Origin of the sequence: Micromonospora peucetia, from assembly GCF_900091625.1 — a bacterium.
GTDB lineage: Bacteria > Actinomycetota > Actinomycetes > Mycobacteriales > Micromonosporaceae > Micromonospora > Micromonospora peucetia.
The window spans coordinates 1814941-1832010 of sequence record NZ_FMIC01000002.1 but is presented as its reverse complement, the minus strand read 5'-3'; the positions used below and the strand labels follow the sequence as shown (position 1 = coordinate 1832010).

The 17070-nt window shown below is 71.4% G+C and carries 10 protein-coding genes, 1 pseudogene and 1 riboswitch; of the genes and pseudogenes, 8 read left to right on the top strand and 3 right to left on the bottom strand.

Annotated elements, in window-relative coordinates; translation table 11 throughout:
• The first annotated feature begins 178 nt into the window (after window positions 1–178).
• The 6 genes from GA0070608_RS08570 (at window position 179) to GA0070608_RS08545 (ending at window position 12083) form a co-directional block, all read left to right on the top strand.
• Window positions 179–1558, top strand: a complete 1380-nt coding sequence (locus GA0070608_RS08570) for an ABC transporter substrate-binding protein (protein WP_091624645.1) — start codon at window positions 179–181, stop codon at window positions 1556–1558.
• Between the two features lie 82 nt (window positions 1559–1640).
• Window positions 1641–2597 (top strand): carbohydrate ABC transporter permease, encoded by a 957-nt coding sequence (locus tag GA0070608_RS08565; RefSeq protein WP_091624642.1) that lies wholly within the window; start codon window positions 1641–1643, stop codon window positions 2595–2597.
• A gap of 13 nt (window positions 2598–2610) precedes the next feature.
• Window positions 2611–3498, top strand: coding sequence for a carbohydrate ABC transporter permease (locus tag GA0070608_RS08560; RefSeq protein ID WP_091624639.1), 888 nt, complete (start codon window positions 2611–2613; stop codon window positions 3496–3498).
• A 13-nt stretch (window positions 3499–3511) separates the two neighbouring features.
• Window positions 3512–5164 carry a glycoside hydrolase family 13 protein gene (locus tag GA0070608_RS08555; protein WP_091634653.1) on the top strand — a complete coding sequence of 551 codons (1653 nt, stop codon included), beginning with the start codon at window positions 3512–3514 and terminating at the stop codon, window positions 5162–5164.
• 158 nt (window positions 5165–5322) lie between these two features.
• Window positions 5323–8202, top strand: a complete 2880-nt coding sequence (locus GA0070608_RS08550) for a galactose-binding domain-containing protein (RefSeq protein WP_091624635.1) — start codon at window positions 5323–5325, stop codon at window positions 8200–8202.
• Between the two features lie 188 nt (window positions 8203–8390).
• A complete protein-coding gene (locus GA0070608_RS08545; protein ID WP_091624630.1) occupies window positions 8391–12083 on the top strand; it encodes a discoidin domain-containing protein in 3693 nt (1230 codons plus the stop codon).
• A 151-nt stretch (window positions 12084–12234) separates the two neighbouring features.
• On the opposite strand, the gene GA0070608_RS08540 is transcribed toward GA0070608_RS08545, so the two are convergent.
• Complete coding sequence (locus tag GA0070608_RS08540) at window positions 12235–12999, bottom strand: crotonase/enoyl-CoA hydratase family protein (protein ID WP_091624627.1); 765 nt, start codon at window positions 12997–12999, stop codon at window positions 12235–12237.
• A gap of 201 nt (window positions 13000–13200) precedes the next feature.
• Window positions 13201–13393, top strand: a riboswitch (cobalamin riboswitch).
• Between the two features lie 37 nt (window positions 13394–13430).
• On the opposite strand from GA0070608_RS08540, the gene bluB reads away from it, so the two are divergent.
• Both bluB and GA0070608_RS08530 read left to right on the top strand, forming a co-directional pair.
• The gene (gene bluB, locus GA0070608_RS08535; protein WP_091624624.1) at window positions 13431–14060 is read left to right on the top strand and encodes a 5,6-dimethylbenzimidazole synthase; all 630 of its coding nucleotides are present in this window, start codon (window positions 13431–13433) and stop codon (window positions 14058–14060) included.
• Between the two features lie 127 nt (window positions 14061–14187).
• Window positions 14188–15039 carry a Rieske (2Fe-2S) protein gene (locus GA0070608_RS08530; RefSeq protein ID WP_091624620.1) on the top strand — a complete coding sequence of 284 codons (852 nt, stop codon included), beginning with the start codon at window positions 14188–14190 and terminating at the stop codon, window positions 15037–15039.
• 328 nt (window positions 15040–15367) lie between these two features.
• Here GA0070608_RS08530 and GA0070608_RS08525 read toward each other — a convergent pair.
• Window positions 15368–16423 (bottom strand): annotated as a pseudogene (locus GA0070608_RS08525) (LysM peptidoglycan-binding domain-containing protein); the annotation flags it as partial.
• Window positions 16424–16438: 15 nt separating this feature from the next.
• Window positions 16439–16870, bottom strand: coding sequence for a pilus assembly protein TadG-related protein (locus tag GA0070608_RS08520; RefSeq protein WP_266318087.1), 432 nt, complete (start codon window positions 16868–16870; stop codon window positions 16439–16441).
• Window positions 16871–17070: the final 200 nt, after the last annotated feature.

Sequence of the window (17070 nt, the reverse complement as noted above, 5' to 3'; positions counted from 1 at the left end):
AGACCTTGCCGAGACTAGTTCGCGTAGTTACAGTGACTCCACTCACACCTGACCTCGGTGAAGCCACAGGGGTCAGGTCGCACGGCAGATGCAGACCAGTGACAGGGCATCGGCGCGGTGACGACCACCGCAGATCAGCGCAGGTTATGGAGACACCCGTTCCCGAAGGGATGGACAGATGTCCGTACCGCAGTACCGGAAGGCTGCGGCGTTGGCGCTCGTGGCCGGCCTGGGGCTCAGCCTTGCGGCCTGCTCCACGAAGAGTGACGACGCGACGAACGATGCAGGCGGCAAGGTCACCATCACCGTCGACTGCCAGCCGGTCGGCTCCCAGAAAGAGCTGTTGCAGAACTGGAACGACGATGTCGCCGAGTTCCAGCGGCAGAACCCTGACATCGTCATCAGGAGCGTGAGCGTCGGCGAGCAGTGCAACAACCCGCCGGACTTCACCGCCCGCCTGGCCGGCGGCACCGTGACCGACCTGTTCTACGGGTACATGACCGATCTCCAACAGGTGCTGGACTCCGGTCAGGCGATGGACATCACCGGGTACGCCGACAAGGACACGATTCCGACCTGGGACAGCGTCGACCCGGCGCTCAAGGAGGTCTTCAGCGACGGCGGCAAGCTCTACGCCGTCCCGGCGAAGAACTACTCGATGGGCCTGGTCTACAACAAGGCCCTGTTCCAGCAGGCGGGGCTCGACGTGAACAGCCCGCCCAGGACATGGCCCGAGGTCCGGGAGGCGGCCAGGAAGATCTCCGCGCTCGGCAACGGGATCGCCGGCTACTCGGAGTACAGCGCCGGCAACACCGGCGGCTGGCACTTCACCTCCCTGCTCTACTCCCAGGGTGGTCAGGTGCTGACCGCGGACGGCAAGAAGGCCGACTTCAACAACGCGATGGGCCGGCAGGTCCTACAGAACCTCAAGGACATGCGGTACGGCGACAACAGCATGGGCAGCCGCCAGCTGTTGCAGTGGGGCGACCTGCTGACCAACGCCGGCGCGGGCAAGGTCGGCATGTTCGTCGGCGCGCCCGACGCCACCCAGGCGATCGTCAGCCAGTTCCAGGGCAAGTTCCAGGACTGGGCGATGGCCCCGCTGCCCGGCCAGGACGGCAAGGCGAAGGGGACGCTCGGTGGTGGCGAGGGCTACTTCTTCAAGAAGGGCCTCTCCCCCGAGCAGGTCGAGGCCGGTCTGAAGTGGATCGCCTACCAGAAGCTGACGCCGGGCAAGGGCCAGTTCGACTACGTCCGGGCCAAGCCGCAGAACTACCCGGTCGGCCTGCCTCAGCCGCTGCTCTTCGCCAACGGCAGCGAAACCCAGAAGCAGGAGCTCGAGCTGCGCAAGGCGAACGCGAACGTCGACACCGCGAACTTCGCGATCTTCGAGGCCACCCCGGTGCCGATCAAGGGTGAGCCCCGCAACGCGCAGGCGATCTACGCGGTGCTCGACGCGGCGATGTCCGGGGTGCTGACCAACCCGAACGCGAACATCGACGCGCTTCTCAAGACGGCCGAAGACAAGGTCAACAAGCTCCTCGCCGCCGAGAGTTGATCCGCGGGGTGTGGGGCCGGTGCGCCGGCCCCACACCCCGCCGCGCCCCACCGTCCGGTCACCAACTCACACAGGAGTTGCCTTGGCGATCACCATCGTCCCGGGGACCAGGAGAGAACCGGGCCGCCCCGCGTCGCCGTATCCGGCCGGGCCGCAGCGTACGAGCCTCGGCCGCAGGGTACGAGACAACCTCACCGGGCACGCGTTCCTGATCGGCGCGGTGCTCTGCTTCGCGGTCTTCTCCTGGTATCCGATGATCCGCGGCATCGTCATGAGCTTCCAGCGCACCCGGCGCGGCGTCACGACCTGGGTCGGTTGGGACAACTACGACCGCATCATCGCCGACCCCAGCTTCTGGGCGGCCTGGAAGAACACGTTCTACTTCACGATCCTCGCGCTCGTCCTCGGGTACGCGGTGCCGTTCTTCGTGGCGATCCTGCTCAACGAGTTCCGCCACGCCAAGGGATACCTGCGGATCCTGGTCTACCTGCCGGTGATGCTGCCGCCGGCCTCGGCACTCTTCCTCTTCAAGTTCTACGCGTACGACCCCAGCGACGCGGGACTCTTCAACTCGATCCTCAAGGCGCTGCGCCTGCCCACCTCGCAGTGGATGCAGTCCCCCGACATGACGATGCCGGCAATGGTGATCGCGTCGACCTGGATGAACATGGGCGGCGCGGTGCTCATCTATCTGGCGGCACTGCAGAACATCCCCGGCGAACTCTACGAGGCGGCCGAGCTCGACGGAGCCGGGATCTGGCGGCGGATCCGCCACGTGACGGTCCCGCAGACCCGGCTGATCCTCGCGCTCCTGGCGATGATGCAGATCGTCGCCACGATGCAGTTCTTCGTCGAGCCGCTGATCCTCGCGAACGGTACGGGCGCGGAGGACTCGGCGACCTCGGTGGCGTACCTCATCTATCAGCACGGGTTCTTCCAGAACGACCTCAACGGCGCCGCGGCGCTCGGCGTGATCATGCTCGTGGTGCTGGCCGGATTCTCCGCCGCCTACGTACGGCTGAGCTCGAAACAGGACTAGGACAGGGCGACCCATGGCACAGGACTCCGGAACCCGGACCCTCATCTCCCATGCCCAGCTCCGGCGGGGGCGCGGCCGGGTCGTCTACTGGACGCTGCTCGCCGTCGTCGTCGTGGGCTTCACGCTCGTCTTCCTCGGGCCGCTCTACTGGATGGTCACCGGCGCGCTCAAGTCCGGTCAGGAGATCGCGCAGACTCCGCCATCGCTTTTCCCGAAGGATCCGCGGTTGCAGAACTACGCCAACGCGTGGCACAACCTGGACCTCGCCAAGCTGCTGTTCAACACGTTCTACTACGCGGCCGGCGCGCTGTTGTTCCAACTCGTCCTCGACACCGCCGCGGCGTACGCCCTGTCGAAGCTTCGACCGGTGTTCGGCAACGTGATCCTCGGCCTGATGCTGGCGACGCTGATGATCCCGGCGATGGTCCTCATCGTTCCGCAGTACGTGACCGTGATCGACCTGCCGGTCCTGCACATCAACCTGCTCGACTCGCCGTTCGCGATCTGGCTGCCCGCCGTCGCGAACGCGTTCAACATCTTCCTGCTGAAACGGTTCTTCGACTCGATCCCGGAGGAGCTGATGGCGGCGGCCCTGATGGACGGGGCGACGCCGCTGCGCACGCTGTGGTCGATCATCCTGCCGATGTCGCGTCCCATCCTCGGCGTGGTTTCGATCTTCGCCGTGACGGCGGTCTGGAAGGACTTTCTCTGGCCGAAGCTGGTCATGCCGTCGCCCGAGACCCGGACGGTCAGCGTCGGGATCTACTCCTTCTCGGGTGGCACACCCATGAACGAGGTGATCGCCGCGTCGGTCATCGCCGCGATTCCGACCGTCATCGTCTTCCTGATCTTCCAGCGGAACATCATGTCGGGGCTGACCACCGGCAGCCTCAAGGGATAGAAAGCAGGTGCCCGTGTCCCCAGCAGACGATGGTCCGTGGTGGCGTGGAGCGGTGATCTACCAGGTGTACCCGCGTAGCTTCGCCGACGGCGACGGCGACGGCGTCGGCGACATCGCCGGCATCCGGTCCCGGCTGGACCACCTGTCCGCGCTCGGCGTCGACGCGATCTGGTTCAGCCCCTGGTACCCCTCCCCGATGGCCGACGCCGGCTACGACGTGGCCGACCACCGCGACATCGACCCGGTGTTCGGCACGCTGGCCGAGGCGGAGGCACTGGTCGCGGAGGCACACGCGCTCGGCATCAGGACGATCGTCGACGTGGTGCCGAACCACTGCTCCGACGCGCACCCCTGGTTCCAGGCGGCCCTCGCCGGCGGGCCGGACGCGCCCGAGCGGGAGCTGTTCTGGTTCCGCCCCGGCCGGGGCCCGAACGGCGACCAGCGGCCCACCGACTGGGTCGGCGAGTTCGGCGGCGAGACCTGGACCCGGACCGTCAACCCGGACGGCACCCCCGGCGACTGGTACCTGCACCTGTTCGCCCCCGAGCAGCCGGACCTCAACTGGGACCACCCCGGGGTGCGGGCCGAGTTCGAGGACATCCTGCGGTTCTGGTTCGACCGGGGGGTGGACGGCATCCGGATCGACTCGGCCGGGCTGCTGGTCAAGGACGGGACGCTGCCCGAGACCCGGCCGGGCCGACCGCACCCGTTCCGCGACCTCGACGGGGTGCACGAGATCTACCGCGACTGGCGTCGGATCGCCGACGAGTACCCCGGCGACCGGGCCCTGATCGGTGAGGTGTGGATGCCGGACCGGCAGCGGTTCGCCAACTACCTGCGCCCGGACGAACTGCACGCGGCGTTCAACTTCGACTTCCTCGGCTGCGCCTGGGACGCCTCGGCACTACGCGAGAGCATCGACGGGACGCTGAGCGCGCACGCGCCGGTCGGCGCGCCGGCCACCTGGGTGCTCTCCAACCACGACGTCACCCGGCACGTCACCCGCTACGGACGGGCGGACACCACGTTCAGCTTCGCCGCCAAGCGGGAGGGAACCCCCACCGACCTGGAGCTGGGCACCCGCCGGGCCCGGGCCGCCGCGCTGCTGTCGCTGTCGTTGCCCGGTGCCGCCTACGTCTACCAGGGCGAGGAACTGGGCCTCTGGGAGGTCGAGGACATCCCGTACGAGCTGCGCCAGGACCCGATGTGGGAACGCTCCGGCCGGGTCGACCCGGGCCGGGACGGCTGCCGGGTGCCGCTGCCCTGGACCGGTGACGAGCCGCCGTTCGGGTTCAGCCCCGACGGTGCCGCCGCGCCCTGGCTGCCGCAGCCGGCCGACTGGAAGGACCGGACGGTCCGGGCGCAGACCGGCGACGCGACCTCGATGCTCGAGCTGTACCGGATGGCGATCCGGATCCGGCGGGCCGACCCGGCGCTCGGCGACGGGACGATGACCTGGCTGCCCGCCCCGGACGGGGTGCTCGCCCACCACCGTCGGCCCGGCTTCACCTGCCTGGTCAACCTCTCCGACGTCGCGGTGCCACTGCCACCGCACACCGAGCGGCTGCTCGCCAGCGGGCCGCTCGACGACGACCTGCTTCCGCCGGACACCGCCGTCTGGCTGCGTACCGCCGAACCGACCCCGGCCGGACCCGGAACGGCCTGATCACCCGTGTGGTGCCGGCAGCCCCCGTCCCTGCTGCCGGCGCCGCGCCACCCCGCCGGCCCGCCCCGGCCCTAGCCCGACAGGGAGGTACGTCGCTCCAGCGCCACGCCGTAACGCACGGGGGATCTGGAATTCCGACGAAAGGGAGAACTCCGCTGATGCCCGACCACGCCACCGCCACCCCGCATCCGCCCCGAAGAGTCCGGACCCGGGCGGTCGTCGCCGCCCTCGTCGGCGCCGCCCTCACCGCGACCTCGCTCACCGTCGTCGCGCTGACCAGCACCGCCACCCCCGCCCAGGCCGCGGGGCTCTCCCCGTTCGACATCCCGGGCCGGGGCGCCACCGTCCCGTTCGTCGAGCACGAAGCCGAGGAGGTCGCGCACACCGGCACCAGGATCGGCCCGGACCGGCGCTACGGCACGCTGCCGTCCGAGGCGTCCGGCCGGGAAGCGGTCACCCTCGACGCCGTCGGCGAGTACGTCGAGTTCACCCTGACCGCACCCGCCAACGCGGTCACCTTCCGCCACAGCCTGCCGGACAACGCCGCCGGCACCGGCCGGGACGCCAGCATCGACCTGCGGGCCAACGGCACCCTGGTCAGGGCGGTGCCGGTGACCTCGCGGTACGGCTGGTACTACGGCGGCTACCCGTTCAACAACAACCCGGGCGACACCAACCCACACCACTTCTACGACGAGACCCGGACGATGTTCGGGACCACGTACCCGGCCGGCACGAAGATCCGCCTCCAGGTCTCCTCGACCGCCCAGTCACCGACCTTCACCATCGACCTGGCCGACTTCGAGCTGGTGGGCGCGCCGATCGCCAAACCGGCCGGCGCGCTCGACGTGGTCACCGACTTCGGCGCCGACCCGACCGGCGCGACCGACTCGACCGCGAAGTTCCAGGCGGCGGTGGACGCCGGCAGAGCCCAGGGCCGGGCCGTCTGGATTCCGACCGGCACGTTCACCCTCTGGGACCACGTCGTCGTCGACGGGGTGACCCTGCGCGGGGCGGGCCCGTGGCACTCGGTGCTCGGCGGGCGGCACCCGACCGACCGCAAGCGGGCCGCCGGCATCTACGGCAAGTATGTCCCCGGCGGCGGCTACAGCGGCGAGATCCGGCCGCACGAGACCGGCGGACCCAGCCGCAACGTCACGCTGCGCGACTTCGCCATCATCGGCGACATCCGGGAACGGATCGACGACGACCAGGTCAACGCCATCGGCGGGGCGATGTCGAACTCGGTGGTCGACAACGTCTGGATGCAGCACACCAAGGTCGGGGCCTGGATGGACGGCCCGATGGACAACTTCACCATCCGCAACAGCCGGATCCTGGACCAGACCGCCGACGGGGTGAACTTCCACTGGGGCGTCACCAACTCGACGGTGACCAACACCTTCGTACGCAACACCGGCGACGACGCCCTCGCCATGTGGGCGCAGAGCGTGCCGAACGTCAACAACTCCTTCACCCGCAACACGATCGGGGTGACCATCCTCGCCAACCACCTGGTCACCTACGGCGGGCGGGACATCAGGATCACCGACAACGTCACCGCCGACTCGGTCACCAACGGCGGCGGCATCCACGTCGCCAACCGCTACCCGGGGGTGACCGGCCCGACCGCCGTCTCCGGGACGATCACCGTCGCCCGGAACACGCTGATCCGCAACGGCAACTCGGACTACAACTGGCAGTTCGGGGTGGGCGCGATCTGGTTCTCCGCGCTCAACGAGCCGATCCAGGGCGCGTCCATCAACGTCACCGACACCGACATCCTGGACAGCTCGTACGCGGCGCTGCACTGGATCGAGGGGCAGACCAGCGGCATCAGCCTCGACAACGTACGGATCGACGGCGCGGGCACGTACGCACTCCAGGTGCAGGCGGCCAGCCAGGTGTCGTTCACGAACGTGCGGGCGACCGGGATCGCCCAGGCCAACCCGATGCACAACTGTGTCGGCAGCGGCTTCCAGATCACCCAGGGCGCCGGCAACTCCGGCTGGTACACGCCAACCCCGTACTGCGGGCCGTGGCCGCAACCGCAGTGGGGCGGCGGGCCGACCAGCCCGCCCCCGACGACCCCGCCGACGACTCCGCCCCCGACCACCCCGCCGCCCACCACGCCCCCGCCGACCACCCCGCCCCCGACCGGCGGGAACCTGGCGCAGGGCCGACCGGTGACCGCGACCAGCGCCAACCAGAACTATGTCGCGGCGAACGCGGTGGACGGCAACGCGGCCAGCTACTGGGAGAGCGCCAACAACGCGTTCCCGCAGTCGCTGACCGTCGACCTGGGCGCGACGCGCACCGTGGACCGGGTGGTGCTCAAGCTGCCGGCCGGCTGGGAGCGCCGGACCCAGACGTTGTCGGTGCTCGGCTCGACCGACGGCTCGTCGTGGGCCACGCTCGCCGGGTCGGCCGGGCACACCTTCGACCCGGCCGGCGGCAACACGGTGTCGATCCCGCTGCCGGCCGGCGACCGCCGGTTCGTCCGGCTGACCGTCACGGGCAACACCGGCTGGCCGGCGGCGCAGCTCTCCGAGTTCGAGGTGTACGGCGGCACCACCACCCCGCCCCCGACCACGCCGCCGCCCACCACCCCGCCGCCCACCGGGAACCTGGCGCTCGGCAGGCCGGCCGCGGCGACCAGCCACGCCGACGTGTACGTCGCCGGCAACGCGGTGGACGGCAACCCGAACACCTACTGGGAGAGCGTCAACAACGCCTTCCCACAGTCGCTCACGGTGGACCTGGGCGCCAACCGGTCGGTGTCCCGGGTCGTGTTGAAGCTCCCGCCGTCGTCGGCCTGGCAGACGCGCACCCAGACGCTGTCGGTGCTCGGCTCCACGAACGGCTCGTCGTTCGCCACCCTCAAGGCGTCCGCCGGCCACACCTTCAACCCGGCCAGCGGCAACACGGTCACCGTCACCTTCTCGGCGACCAGTCAGCGGTACCTGCGGTTGACGTTCACCAGCAACAGCGGCTGGCCCGCCGGTCAGCTCAGCGAGTTCGAGGTCCACTCCAGCTAGGCGGGTGGCCCCCGCCCGGCCCGGGCGGGGGCACCCCGGCCTGGGCGGCCCGGCGCAGCGCGGCCCTGGTCCCGCCCGATCCCCGTCCCGCACCGTCCCCCACCTGTCGCGGCACGACGGGCGTACCCCTGCGCCCACAGCCGGGCAACGCACCCGCACCCCACCCCCGAAAGAGGTGTAGCGACCCCATGTCCAGACTCGGCATCAGAACGGGCACCCCGCCGACCGGCGCGCCCGGTCCCGCCCCGCGATCCACCCGCCCGGCCCACCGACGGCTGCTCGCCGGACTGCTCGCCGGACTGCTTCTCACCGCCGTCCCGGCCGTGACCCCGGCGGTCGCCACCCCGGCGGCGGACCCGTCCGCGACCGTCGCCCGCGCCGCCCTGCTCGCCGGGCTATCCGCCACCATGACCGCCAGCAGCCACAACCAGAACTACCTGGCGGGCAACGCCAACGACGGCAACGCGGACACCTACTGGGAGAGCGCCAACAACGCGTTCCCGCAGTGGATCCAGGCCGACCTCGGCGCCACCGTCAGCGTCGACCGGCTGGTGCTCAAGCTGCCACCGTCGTCAGCCTGGCAGACCCGTACCCAGACGCTGTCGGTGCTCGGCTCCACCAACGGCTCGTCGTTCGCCACCCTGAAGGCGTCCGGTGGCTACACCTTCAACCCGGCCACCGGCAACACCGCGACCGTCAGCTTCACCGCGGCCAGCACCCGGTACGTGCGGGTGCAGGTCACCGGCAACACCGGCTGGCCGGCCGCCCAACTGTCCGAGGTCGAGGTCTACGGTGCCGTCGGCAACCCCGACACCCAGGCCCCCAGCGCCCCCGGAAACCTGGCGTACACCCAGCCCGCCAGCGGGCAGATCCGGCTCACCTGGTCCGCGTCCACGGACAACGTCGGAGTGACCGGGTACGACGTGTACGCCAACGGCGGGCTGCGCGGCAGTGTCAACGGCTCCACGCTGACGTACACCGACAGCCAGCCGGACAGCGCCACGGTCTCGTACCAGGCCCGGGCCAGGGACGCCGCCGGCAACCAGTCGGCGAACAGCAACACCGTTACCCGGACCGGCACCGGCAACCCGCCGGCCGGCACCAACCTGGCCGTCGGCAAGCCGATCACCGCCTCCGGGCACGTGCACACGTTCGTGGCCACCAACGCCAACGACAACAACGTGGCCACCTACTGGGAGGGCAACGGCAACCCGAGCACGCTGACCGTGCAGCTCGGCGCCAACGCCAGCCTCAGCCAGATCGTGCTGAAGCTCAACCCCGACTCCGCCTGGGGGACGCGTACCCAGAACATCACCGTGCTCGGCCGAGATCAGGGCTCCTCGACCTTCAGCACCCTGGTCGGTGCGGCGAACTACAGCTTCAACCCGGCCAGCGGCAACACGGTAACCATCCCGGTCTCCGGCGCGGCGGCCGACGTGCGGCTCTCGATCGCCTCCAACACCGGTGCCCCGGCCGGGCAGGTCGCCGAGCTCCAGGTCATCGGCATCCCGGCGCCGAACCCGGACCTGACCGTGACCGGCATGTCGTTCAGCCCGTCCGCGCCCGTGGAGACGAGTGCCGTCACGCTCTCGGCCACCGTGCGCAACGCCGGCTCGGCGGCCTCCGGCACCACCAACGTCAACTTCTACCTGGGCGCCACCCGGGTCGGCACCGCGTCGGTCGGCGGCCTGGCGGCCGGCGCCTCGACCACGGTCTCGGCGAACATCGGCACCCGGGACGCGGGCAGCTATCCGCTGAGCGCGAAGGTCGACGAGTCGAACACCGTCGTCGAGCAGGACGACACCAACAACAGCTACACCAACCCCAGCCCGCTGGTGGTCAGCCCGGTCGCCAGCTCCGACCTGGTCGCCTCGGCGGTCGCCTGGTCGCCGGGCAACCCGTCGGCCGGCAGCACGGTCAACTTCTCGGTGTCGGTCCGCAACGCCGGCAGTGTGGCGTCCGCGTCCGGCGCGCACGGCATCACGCTCACCGTGCTCAACGAGGCGGGCACGGCCGTGCGTACCCTGACCGGCTCGTACTCCGGAGTGATCAACGCCGGGGCCACCGTCGGCCCGGTCAACCTGGGCACCTGGACCGCCGCGAACGGTAGGTACACCGTCCGGGTGGTGCTCGCGGTCGACGGCAACGAACTGCCGGTCAAGCAGGCCAACAACACCAGTGACCGCCCACTCTTCGTGGGCCGCGGCGCCAACATGCCCTACGACATGTACGAGGCCGAGGACGGCATGGTCGGTGGTGGCGCCAGCGTCGTCGGACCGAACCGGACCGTCGGTGACCTCGCCGGTGAGGCGTCCGGCCGGCGGGCGGTCACCCTCAACTCGGCCGGCAGCTACGTCGAGTGGACCACCCGGGCCAGCACCAACACGCTGGTCACCCGCTTCTCCATCCCGGACGCCCCGGGCGGCGGCGGGATCAACTCGACGCTGAACGTCTACGTCAACGGTGCCTTCCACAAGGCCATCGACCTGACGTCCCGGTACGCCTGGCTCTACGGGGCCGAGGCCAGCCCGGGCAACTCGCCGAGTGCGGGCGGACCGCGGCACATCTACGACGAGGCCAACGTCATGCTCAACTCGACCGTGCCGGCCGGCAGCAGGATCCGGCTCCAGAAGGACCCGGCCAACACCACCACGTACGCGATCGACTTCATGAACACCGAGCAGGTCTCCCCGATCGCGAACCCGGACCCGGCGCGCTACGCCACGCCGACCGGCTTCACCCACTCCGATGTGCAGAACGCCCTGGACCGGGTACGGATGGACACCACCGGCAACCTCGTCGGGGTGTACCTGCCGGCCGGCAACTACGCCACCGCGTCGAAGTTCCAGGTGTACGGCAAGGCGGTCAAGGTGGTCGGCGCCGGCCCCTGGTACACCCGGTTCAACGCGCCGTCCGGCCAGGACAACACCGACATCGGCTTCCGGGCCGATAATTCGGCGGCCGGATCGTCGTTCGCGAACTTCGCCTACTTCGGCAACTACACGTCGCGGATCGACGGGCCGGGCAAGGTGTTCGACTTCTCCAACGTGTCGAACATCGTGATCGACAACATCTGGAACGAGCACATGGTGTGCCTCTACTGGGGCGCGAACACCGACCACATGACGATCAAGAACTCCCGGATCCGGAACATGTTCGCCGACGGCATCAACATGACCAACGGGAGCACCAACAACCTGGTCAGCAACAACGACGCCCGGGCCACCGGTGACGACAGCTTCGCGCTCTTCTCGGCGATCGACGCGGGCGGCGCGGACATGAAGGACAACGTCTACGAGAACCTGACCTCGACCCTGACCTGGCGGGCCGCCGGTGTCGCGGTCTACGGCGGCTACGGCAACACGTTCCGCAACATCTACATCGCGGACACGCTGGTCTACTCCGGCATCACCATCAGCTCGCTCGACTTCGGCTACCCGATGAACGGCTTCGGTGCCGACCCGCCCACCCGGTTCGAGAACATCTCGATCGTCCGGGCCGGTGGGCACTTCTGGGGCGCGCAGACCTTCCCGGCGATCTGGGTCTTCTCCGCCTCGAAGGTGTTCCAGGGCATCCGGGTCAGCGACGTCGACATCGTCGACCCGACCTACAGCGGCATCATGTTCCAGACCAACTACGTCGGTGGGCAGCCACAGTTCCCGGTCACCGACACGGTCTTCACCAACATCTCCATCAGCGGAGCCCGCAAGAGCGGTGACGCGTACGACGCGAAGTCCGGCTTCGGTGTCTGGGCCAACCCGATGCCGGAGGCAGGGCAGGGGCCGGCCGTCGGGTCGGTCACCTTCAACAACCTTCGCCTGAGCAACAACGCGGTGGACATCCAGAACACCACCCCGACGTTCACCATCAACCGCAACTGACCCACCCCGGTCGCCCGAGCGGCGGCCGGACTCCCGGGCGGTGCGGCCACTGGACACCCGGTGGCCGTACCGCCCGACCCGTCGGGCCGCCCGACCCGTCGGCCCGGGCGTGCGCTGGCCGGGGCGCGATGCCGGTCGGGCCTCCGCCCGGTCAGTGGGCCGGGGCGCCGTGCCGGCCGGCGCCGGCGGCGAACCGGGCCGCCCCGGCGATCGCGTCGGCGGCCAGCGACTCCATTCCGTACGCCAGCTCGACCTCCAGCGCCGCCTCTTCCGGCAGGCCGGCGCCGGCGAGCAGCGCCGCCCGGTCGTTGCGCAGGCAGGTCTGCGGGTGCCGGGCGATCTCGGCCGCCAGCCGCTCGGCCGCCGCCCGGGACTCACCCGGCGCGACCAGCCGGTTCACCAACCCCATGTCGTACGCCTCCTCGGCCGGCACCGGACGCCCGGTGAGGATCAGGTCCATCGCCCGGCTCTCGCCGATCAGCCGGGGCAACCGGACCGTGCCTCCGTCGATCAACGGCACCCCCCAGCGGCGGCAGAACACCCCGAGCACCGCGTCGGACTCGGCGACCCGCAGATCGCACCAGAGCGCCAACTCCAGCCCGCCGGCAACCGCGTGACCGGAGATCGCGGCGATCACCGGCTTGCTGAGCGTCATCCGGGTCGGACCCATCGGGCCGTCCCCCTGCGCCTCGACCCGGTTGCCGCTCGGGGTGCCGATGGCCTTCAGGTCGGCCCCGGCGCAGAACGTGCCGCCGGCCCCCCAGAGCACGGCCACCGAGGCGTCGGGGTCGGCCTCGAAGGCGTGGAACGCGTCGGCCAGCGCCCGGGCAGTCGGCCCGTCGACCGCGTTGCGGGCCGCCGGCCGGTCCAGGATCACCGTGGTCACCGCTGCCGCGCGTTCGACGCGTACCCCCATCGGGACAGCATGCCCCGGCGGTGCCGGTGGCGCCAGGGTGTCAGCGCCGGCGGCCTGCGCCGGGCGGACCAGCGCCGGCCGACCAGCAGCGGGCGGGAGGAGAGTGCGTACACCCGGACCACAGTGGCCGCGGACGGCCGCGACCGGATTTCCATGCCCGCCCGGCCGGGGCGGGCCGGCCGGCGCTAGCATTCCCGACGGCACGATCATGTGAGGTGCCCCGCGCGAGCGGGGAGAATCGGGAAGCCGGTGCGAATCCGGCACGGGCCCGCCGCGGTGACCGGGGAGCCACCGTCCACGCGTACGCGCAGCCACTGGTCCGGACGGACCGGGAAGGCGGACGGCCAGGCGTCGATCCGGGAGTCCGAAGACCGGCCTCGCGTCCGGTGCCCACCCCTTCGGGCGTGGGCCGAGCGCAGCGGGAGCCTGCCTTGGATCTTTACGACGTCATCCACCGCCGTCGGGACGTACGCGCCCAGTTCACCGGGGCGCCGGTGCCCGAGGAGAAGCTGCACCGGGTGCTGGCGGCGGCACACGCCGCACCGAGCGTCGGCTACTCGCAGCCCTGGGACTTCGTCGTGGTCCGTGACCCGGAGCTGCGCAGCCGGTTCCACCGGCACGTCCACACCGAGCGGGACAGCTTCGCCGCCACGCTCGAAGGGGAAGCGGCCGAGCGGTTCGCCCGGATCAAGATTGACGGGGTGCTGGAGTCGACCCTGTCGGTGGTGGTCACCCACGACCAGGCCCGGGGCGGCCCCGCCGTGCTCGGCCGGCACGCCATCGCCGACACCGGGCTCTACTCGACCTGCCTCGCCATCCAGAACCTCTGGCTCGCCGCGACCGCCGAAGGGCTCGGGGTGGGCTGGGTGTCCTTCTACCGGGAGCCCTGGCTCGCCGACCTGCTCGGCATCCCCGACGGGGTCCGGCCGGTGGCATGGCTCTGCCTCGGGCCGGTCACCCACTTCGAGCCCGTCCCCGATCTGGCCCGGCACGGCTGGCGGCAGAAGCGCCCACTGGCCGAGGCGATCCACCACGACCGCTGGGCGGCACCGGGGAGCTGAGCCGTCCGGCGGCGTGCTCCCGCCGGGCGCGTCCCGTTACGGGCCGGCCGGTGGTGTCGTCACGTAACGCTGCGGATCTGTCACCGCCGACCGGTTTGCGGTCACTCCTGCCGGGAAGGCGGTACGGGTGCGAGCAATACTGACGAAGATCGAGCAGGCTTCCGGCCTGGACCGGGTCGGTGACCGGTTGCAGCGGGCCGTCCAGACCACCCTCCGACCGCAGCGGGTCCGTGACCTGTTGCACGGCGTCTGGCTGGGACATCCGCTGCACCCGGCGATGGTGCAGGTGCCGGTCGGCGCGTGGATCAGCACGGCGGTGCTGGACCTGATGCCGGGGCAGCGCCGGGCCGCCACCACTCTCTGCGCGGTGGGCACGGTCAGCGCCCTTCCGGCTGCGGTCGCCGGCCTCAACGACTGGGCGGCACTGGCTCGCGACCAGCGCCGGGTCGGCCTGGTGCACGCCGCCGCCAACGGCGTCGGCATGGCGTTCTACGCCGGCTCGGTGGCCGCCCGGATGGCTGGCCGGCACAACCTTGGCCGTACGCTCGGCTTCCTCGGGCTCGGTGCCGCCAGCATGGGGGCGTACCTTGGCGGGCACCTGGCGTACTCGCAGGGCGCGCAGGTCAACCAGAGCATCTCCGAGCTGCACCGGATGACCGACGGCTGGCACTCGATCGCGGACATGGCCGCGCTGCCGCAGCGCGAGCTGATCACCCGCGAGGTCGACGACGTCTCGGTGATCCTCTACCGGCACGGCGACGAGGTCACCGTCATGCTGGAACGCTGCCCGCACCAGAGTGGCCCGCTGGGCCAGGGCGAGGTGCGGGAGATCGACGGGCACGCGTGCGTGGTCTGCCCGTGGCACGGCAGCACGTTCCGGCTCAACGGCGGCGAGGTGGTGCACGGCCCGTCCGGAAACGACCAGCAGGTTCTGCCGACCCGCATCGTCAACGGTGTCCTGGAGACCCGCCTCCCCTGACCTGTCCCGCTCCCAACCCGGGCCCTCGCCCCCCTCTGTTCATGCGGGCGGGTCAGGAGCGGCGGTGGCGGCCGGTCGGGATGTCGCGGACAGCGTCGACGTGGGCCCTGTCGTGGCTGGTCGGGTGCGCGAGGTCGTGGGTACCGGTGTCGGAGGCGCTCTGGCCGGTCGCGATCGCGTTGCCTCGCGGGGCGGCGCCGGTGCCCCGGTTTCCCGCGCCGCCCCCGGTCGCGGCGGTGCCGGCGCGGGTGCCGGCGCGGGTGGTGGCGTCACGGCGGGTGGTGGCGTCACGGCGGGTGGTGGTGCCACGGCGGGCGGCAGCGGTGGTGCGGACGGCGCCGGCCGGTACGTGGCCTGGACGACGGCGCAGGCCCAGGACCGCACCGATCTGCGCGCCGACGATGCTCGCCACCGCCAGTACGGCGGAGACCGCCAGCGGTCGGTTCACCCGATCGGGCTCGCCGGCCCGCGCGGCTCCCACCGTCACCGTCGGGACCTCGCCGGCGTTCGGGTCTGCCTGGGGCGGCGCCGGAGCCTCGGCCCCCGGTGGGGGCGGGGTCACCCCGGCCTGGTCGGGCGCTGGCTGCGGGGCCGGCCGGACGGGCGAGGGCGGTGTCGGGCGGGAGACGAGGCGCCCGGTGGCGTGCCGGCGGGCACCCTGGTCCTCGGCGTTCCCAGGAAGCCTCAGCAACTGGCCGGGGTGGATCCGGTCGGGGTCGCCGAGTCGGTTCAGCTCGGCCAACTCCCGGTAGTCGGCGAACTCGTCCAGGTAGCGCTGGGCGACGGCACCCAGGTGGTCGCCCCGGGCCACCCGGTAGACCGCCACACCGTCGTCGAAGGTGGCCTGATCGGCCGGGGCGGTCGCGGCCGGCCGAGCAACCGGGGCGGTCGCGGCGGGCGGCGCAACCGGGGCGGTCGTGGCCGGCCGGGCAGCGGGGGCGGTCGCGGCCGGGGTCGCCGGCAGGGCGTACGGGCCGGCGACCGTTGTCGCCGCGCTCGCCGCCGGACTGGCCGCGAGGATCAGCGCCACCGAACCGACCAACGCGGCGGCGGCCCGCTGCTGGCGACTCATCCCCGGCAACCGGGGTGCCGGCCGGCGTACCACCTGTGCGCAGAGTTCGACCAGTACGGAGAAGGCGAACGTGGCCCAGCCGAACCAACCGGCCAGCGCCAGCGCCCGCAGGAAGAGCCGCCCGTCGTCGCGGCTGGTCAGCGTCGAACCGATCTCGGCGACGGTGGGCAGGTGATCGGGCAGCGGGTTGCCGGCGAGGGCGAGCAGCGCCACCGGCGCACCGACCAGCACCGCGCAGAGCACGACGAGCGCACCGAACCCGGTCAGGACGCGTCCGGCCCGCCGTACGGCGGAACGCCTCGATGCGGCCATGGCAGCCTTCCCTTCCTACGGTGCCCCGGTGAGCGGCCGCGCGGTCGCCTCGCCGGAGACGGTGACGGTCTCGTCGAAGCCGAACAGAGCGAGCATGGATCTGCGGTGCGTGACGGTGACGCGTACCCGGATCCGGGTCTCCCCGTCGACGACGGGGAAGCTGACGGTGTGGCCGGCGGCCCCGGCGGCGGTGAGGTAGCCGGCGACGGCCCGGCGGGCCTGGGGCCGGTCGATCCGGGTCGGCCCGCCCTCGATGGCGGTGGCCCGGTCGATGGCCTGGCCGCCGGCGCGGGCGGCCTCGGCCGCGAGGTTGTCGGCCCGCTGCAACGTGCGCAGCTGCCCCGCGCCGTCGAAGGCCAGGCCGATGATGGCGAGGACACCGACCATCGCCACCGCGAGGAAGATGCTCACCCGGCCCTGGTCGCGCCGGCCCGCACCGGGGCCCACCCGGGCGAGGCCGCCATCTTCGGCTACCTGGGCGCCCCGCAGGGCCAACGCCTTGACGAGCAGCAGCAGGACGAGGTCGCCACGGCCCTCCGCGCCCAGTTCGGCCCGGCCGGTCCGAGGTAGGGCCGAGTTGGCCGCGGTGGACCTTCCACCGGGTCCGCCGCTCCGGGTGCCGGTACCGAGGCTGGTCGCCACGCTCA